General features: G+C 70.0%; 3 protein-coding genes. All 3 read left to right on the top strand.

Annotation, left to right across the window (positions count from 1 at the left end; genetic code table 11):
• Nucleotides 1-212: 212 nt before the first annotated feature.
• The 3 genes from G3I42_RS15235 to G3I42_RS15225 all read left to right on the top strand — a co-directional run bounded on the left by G3I42_RS15235 (nt 213) and on the right by G3I42_RS15225 (nt 6,046).
• Nucleotides 213-3,248 (top strand): TIM-barrel domain-containing protein, encoded by a 3,036-nt coding sequence (locus tag G3I42_RS15235; RefSeq protein ID WP_164286292.1) that lies wholly within the window; start codon nt 213-215, stop codon nt 3,246-3,248.
• 91 nt (nt 3,249-3,339) lie between these two features.
• A complete protein-coding gene (locus tag G3I42_RS15230) occupies nt 3,340-4,815 on the top strand; it encodes an RICIN domain-containing protein (protein WP_343244549.1) in 1,476 nt (491 codons plus the stop codon).
• Between the two features lie 115 nt (nt 4,816-4,930).
• Nucleotides 4,931-6,046 carry a glycoside hydrolase family 76 protein gene (locus tag G3I42_RS15225; RefSeq protein WP_164286290.1) on the top strand — a complete coding sequence of 372 codons (1,116 nt, stop codon included), beginning with the start codon at nt 4,931-4,933 and terminating at the stop codon, nt 6,044-6,046.
• Nucleotides 6,047-6,116 lie beyond the last annotated feature (70 nt).

The following is a 6,116-nucleotide window of genomic DNA, read 5'->3' as shown; positions in this document are numbered from 1 at the left end:
CCGGCGGCCCCGCGCGCGTACGCCACCACCACCTGGACCTCGGCCCGAGCGCGTCGGCGGCGGGCTGATCCCGGCCACGAGGCACGGAGCCGCCCGCGTGCGAAGCCGGAACACCGTACGGGGCCGCCCCTCCTCCACCACGCCGGGGCGGCGCGGCGCACGGGACACACGCATGGGGCACGGAGCCGCTCGACACACGCAGGGGAGACCCGATGAAGCACGAAGAGATCAAGCGCAGGACGCTGCTCTCCACGGCGGCCGGCGCACTGGCCGCGGGCGCCGTCACCTCCGCCACGACGCCCGCCCGCGCCGCCGGTGGGCCGGCCGCCGCACGGGAACAACTCGGCGACTACGCCGGGCACACCACCGAGGGCGGCCGGACCGTCACCGTCACGAGCGCGAGCGGTCAGCGCCTGCGCCTCACCGCGTACGGCGATCAGATGGTGCGCGTGCGGGCGGTCCGCGCCGGGGAGGACTTCTTCGCCGACACCCGCTACGAGATGGTGCAGTCCACGAGCCACACCGGCCTGGGCGGCACCCTCAGCGTCACCAGCACCCAGGACACCCTCGACATCCGCACCGCCGCCCCGGACGGCCCGCGCATCGTCCTGCGCAAGAAGCCGCTCCGGCTGGAGTTCTACGCTCGCTCCACAGGCGCCCTCCTGGCGAAGGAGGACGCCACCCGCGGCATCAGCTGGGAGGCGAGCGTCGCCAAGGAGTCATTCGTCCCCCCGCAGGCCGGTGAACGCTTCCTGAAAGCCGGACACGGAGTGCTCGGCCGTACGCCGCGACTCGACCGCACCGGGGACACGGTCTCCCACAACTACTCCGGCGCGGTGGCGAACCCCGCCAACCAGGCACCGGCCATCATCCCGTTCTACCTGTCCAGCCGGGGGTACGGGATCTTCTTCAACACCACCTTCGACACGACCTTCGGGTTCGGCGGCCCGGGCGGGTACACCTTCTCCGCGGACGGACACGACGCCGGGGGAGCGCGTCCCCAAGTGGACTACTTCCTCATCAACGGCCCCGGATTCCCCCAGCTCCTCGACCGCTACACCCAGCTCACCGGCCGCCCCCGACTGCCGCAGCGGTCCATCTTCGGGCTCCACATGTCCGACAAGAACTTCGCCGACGTGAGCGACCAGAACTGGTGGCGCGAGAAGATCACCCGGCACCGCGCCGCGGGCTTCCCCTTCGACCACCAGGTCAACGACAACCGCTGGCGCGCGGGTTCGGGATCGTGGTCCGGCTCGTGGTTCGAGTTCAGCCCCGACCGGTGGCCCGACCCCGCCGGGTACAAGAAGTGGGCGGACGCGAACGGCGTCACCGTCACCCTGGACTACAACCGCAACAACACCAATGAGATGGCCGGCTGGAAGGGCGGTCCGCCCCCGGGCTACAGCTTCGCCGCGGCCGACCTGAAGAACGTCAAGGAGAACGACGCCGTTCCCGACTGGAGCAACCCCGGCACGCGGGCCTGGGTGTGGAAGGTCTTCTGGGACAAGGCACTCGACCCGGCCCTCGCGTACCCGGGCGACGCCCTCTGGATCGACGAGGTCGACGACCTCGGAGCGATCCCGTACACGGCGACGACGGCCAACGGCCGTACGTGGGCGGAGGAACGCAACGCCTACTTCCTGAACGCGCACAAGGGGATCGGCCAGGAAGGCTGGGACCCCTCCGGGAGCGGGCACATCGGCCCGGCGAAGCGCCCCTGGACCTGGAGCCGCGGCGCCACCGCGGGCCAGCAGCGGTACGGGCACTACTGGACGGGCGACATCGACTCCACGTACGACGAGATGCGCGACCAGATCCGGGGCATGCAGGTGGCGGGTCTCGGCGGGTTCCCGTTCGCCAACATCGACGGCGGCGGCTTCGGCGACGGCAACCTGATCTCCGACGCCTTCTACCGCAACTGGCCCGCCGGCTGGTCCAGCTTCGCTCCCATCTGGCGCCCGCACGGCACCGCCTCGACCAAGGACCGCGGCAAACGGGCCTCGCGCTGGCCGCTCGACCAAAGCGCCCAGGCGCAGGCCGACTTCGCGAAGTACGGCAGGCTGCGCTACCGCCTGATGCCGTACATCTACACGCTCGCCCATCAGGCCCACGCCACGGGAATGCCGATGGCCCGGGCCATGGTGCTCGACTACCAGGAACGCTCTCAGGCGTACAGCCACGACCTCCAGTACCTGTGGGGACCCTCCCTGCTGGTCGCTCCGGTCACCTCCGACGGCGGCGAGGTCCAGCGGATCTGGCTGCCGGCCGGGACCGACTGGTACAACTTCTGGTGGGACGGGCGCCACACGGGCTCGGACACCGAGGACTTCCCCTACACGACCACCACCGGGGAAGTGCCGCTCTTCGTCAAGGCCGGGGCCGTCCTGCCCGGATACCCCTACGCGCAGAGCACGGCCTACCTCACCAAACGGCAACTGGAGATGGACGTCTACGCGGGCGCGGACGGCGTCTTCGAGGTCGTCGAGGACGACGGGGTCACGGAGGCGTACCGGACCGGGCAGAGGACCGTCACCACCCGCCTCACGTACACCGACGCCTCCCGCCGTGTGGTGATCGCGCACCCGAAGGGCTCGTACGAGGGCGCTCCGGACAAGCGCCGCTACGTCGTCCGGTACCACGGCCTGCCGGGCCCGGTGGGAATGCGGATCGACGGCGGCTCCACGCTTCCCGCCTTCACCAGCGAGGCCGCCGCCCTCATCAGCGGGATCGCGGGCGGCTCCGCGTGGGACGCCAAGGCGAAGGTGCTGAGCGTGGTCACCACGGAGATTCCCACGTCCACGGGCGGCGGGAACGCGGCGGTCGTCGAGCCGAGCGGGGCCGCGTTCCCCGCGGTCACGGGCGGCACCGTCCACCAGGCCGAGGACGCGCGGCTCGACAGCACGTTCGCGCTCGACACGAGCCACCCGGGGTACACCGGGACCGGCTACGCCGACTTCGTCGGTTCCTCCGCCGACCAGTCCGCCGTGGCCTGGACGGTCTCCGCGGCGACCGCCGGGAAGAAGCAACTCCTCGTGCGCTACGCCAACGGCGGCGACAGGGACCGTCCCGTGACCATCGACGTCAACGGCACCAAAGCCGGCACTCTCGACCTGGCGCCCACGGGCGGCTGGGACACCTGGGCGGCGGCGTCGGTCACCGCGGACCTCCCGAAGGGGGAGGGCATCACCGTCCGCGCGATCCTCACCACGGCCCAGGGCGCGAACATCGACTGCCTGATCGTGCGGTAGCCCACGCCCCGCCGAGACGAGAACTCCGGGTGGCGACCGGCACGACCGGTCGCCACCACCCGGCCATCACCCCCAGCGAAACGAGGCCCGCGTGCCCGCCCGCGTCCTTACCTCCCTACGGCGCAAGTCCTCCCTGCTCCTCGCGTTCCTCACGGCCGCCGCGCTCGCACTGGTGGCGCTGCCGTCCCCGGCGCACGCGGTCACCACCAGCACCTTCACCCCGGGCGCGTCCTGGACCGACTCCTCGGGCCGCACCCTCCAGATGCACGGACTCGGCATCGTCAAGGCCGGCTCCGCCTGGTACGCCTTCGGTGAGAACAAGACCGGTGAGAGTTCGGCCGACACGAGCTTCCGGTCCATCGACTGCTACCGGTCCACGGACCTCGCCCACTGGACCTACCAAGGGGCCGCCCTGACACGGCAGTCCAGCGGGGATCTCGGGCCGCAACGCATCGTCGAGCGGCCCAAGGTGCTCTACAACGCGTCCACGAAGACGTATGTGATGTACCTGCACATCGACAGCCCCTCCTACGGGGAGGCCCGGGCCGGAGTCGCCACCAGCGACACCCCCTGCGGCGCGTACCACTACCGGGGCAGCTCCCAGCCCCTGGGCCGCCAGAGCAAGGACATCGGCGTGTACCAGGACACGGACGGCTCCGGTTACCTGCTGCGCAGGGACCCCGCCAGCGGTCTGCGCGTCGAGCGGCTTGCCGGCGACTACCTCACCGTCGAGAGCACCGTCGCGGTCTTCCCCGACTACGAGTCACCCGCGGTGGTCAAATCCGGCGGGCGCTACTACCTCCTCGCCTCCCATCTGACGGGCTGGAGGACCAACGACAACGTCTACGCGACCGCCACCTCCCTCGCCGGCCCCTGGACCCCGTTCCGTCACTTCGCGCCCCCCGGCACCAACACGTACGACACGCAGACCGCCAACATCATCCCGATGCAGGGCACTTCGGCCACCACCTACATCTACGCGGGCGACCGCTGGGACACCGACGACCTCGGTGCCTCCCCCCTGGTCTGGCTGCCGCTGACCCTCAGCGGGACGACGGCGGCACTCGGCTGGCAGAACGCGTGGACGCTGGACGTGGCAGCCGGCACCTGGACGGGCACCTCCAACCCGCCGTCGGGGACCCGCCGTCTCACCAGCGCCGCGAGCGGGCAGCTGATGGACGTCAGCGGCGGCGACACCGGCAACGGAAGCGGCGTCGTCCAGTGGCCGGCCAACGGAGGCGCCAACCAGCGATGGGCGCTCCGGCGCCTCCAGGGGAACGTTTACACCCTGACCGGCGTCGAAAGCGGCAAATGCCTGGACGTAACCGGGAATTCACCGGCCACGGGCACCCGGCTCGACGTTTGGACCTGCGACGGCGGCCCCAATCAGCAATGGGTCCTACAAGCCGCCGCCGACTACTCCTCATCCGGCAACACCGCTTATACACTCGTTAATCTCGGCAGCGGACTGGTGGTGGATGTGACCAAGGAGTCCGAAACACCCGGCACGGCGCTTCAGCAATGGACAGCGACCGGAAAAACGAACCAGATCTGGACACTGAGCTGAATCGCTCCGGACGGCAATGGCGGCCCGTTTTCCCAAGCAATGGGCCGTGGACCTCCCTCACGTACGGCACCGCCCCGCTTTCCGTATCCCCCCACAATTCAGCCAGGAGATTGATATGGCCACACGCCGAACATTCCTCACGGCGACCGCGGCGCTCGGGATCGCCGCGGTCGGCGGCGCGTCCGCACCCGGTTTCGCCGCATCCGGCGCCGGGACGTTGGGCACCGACAACGCAGCCGCGGCCTTCGCCGCGTTCAACAACGCCTTCCTGATCTCGGACGGGGACCAGCGGTACTACAAGGAGTCCCTCGACAAGACGACCAAGGACTACTTCTGGCGCCAGGCCTTGGACATCCAGGCGGTCCAGGACGTATACGACAGCGCCCCGAGCACGCAGACGCGCGACCTGGTCGGCCGCCTCCTCGACACGTTCCTCCAGCAGAACCAGGGCGGTGGCGGGCTGTACGACTGGGACTGGAACGACTACAACGACGACCTGCTCTGGGCGGGACTCGCCTTCGCGCGCGGCTACAAGATCACCGGCAACCAGACCTACCTGAACCAGGCGAGATACGCCTTCGACCGGGTGTACGACCGGGGCTGGGACGACGCCCTCGGCGGCGGCGTGTGGTGGAGCGTCGAGAAGCACGAGAAGAGCGCGCTGAGCAACAGCCCCGCGGTCATCCTGGGCTGCCTGATCTACGAGTCGAACGGTGACCGCTGGTACCTGGACAAGGCGCGCGCGATCTACGACTGGACGTGGGCGAAGCTCCTCGACCGCTCCACCGGCGGCGTCCACGAGAACATGCAGGCCGACGGAACCCTCTCCAGCGGACAGACCGTGTACTCCGCCGGAGCCTTCGTCAGCGCCGCTCAGGCGATCTACCGGAACCAGGGCGGGGGGAGCTTGTTCGATGACGCCAAGCGGACCGTCGACTGGGTCATCCGGGACCGCACCACGAACGGGATCATGACCAACGGACAGCGCGAGGGGACCTGGCAGTCCGAATTCGCCCGCGGAATGGGCGAGTTCGTCCGCGAGAACAACCTGTGGAGTCAGTACTACGACTTCATGAAGCGCAACGCGGACGCGGCATGGAACGTCCGGCGTACCGACCTCGGCCTGACGTGGAACCGGTGGGACGCGCAGACACCGCGCGACGACACCCGGGCGGTGGAAGCCATCGGAGCGGTGATCATGCAGGCGGTCACCCCGGCCACGCGACCGTAGCGAACAGGGGTGAGGGACCCGTGGGCGGCCCGCCGGGCGCGGCCTCCCACGGGTCCCTGCCGCTCGACGC

This window comes from Streptomyces sp. SID11385 (assembly GCF_010548245.1).
GTDB lineage: Bacteria > Actinomycetota > Actinomycetes > Streptomycetales > Streptomycetaceae > Streptomyces.
The sequence above is the reverse complement of the archived record's forward strand: the minus strand, read 5'-3'. Positions and strand labels throughout refer to the sequence as shown.

Bases quoted from the DNA above. Each gene is read 5' to 3' on its own strand.
- G3I42_RS15235 (WP_164286292.1), top strand. From the start codon at position 213: ATGAAGCACGAAGAGATCAAGCGCAGGACGCTGCTCTCCACGGCGGCC.
- G3I42_RS15225 (WP_164286290.1), top strand. From the start codon at position 4,931: ATGGCCACACGCCGAACATTCCTCACGGCGACCGCGGCGCTCGGGATC.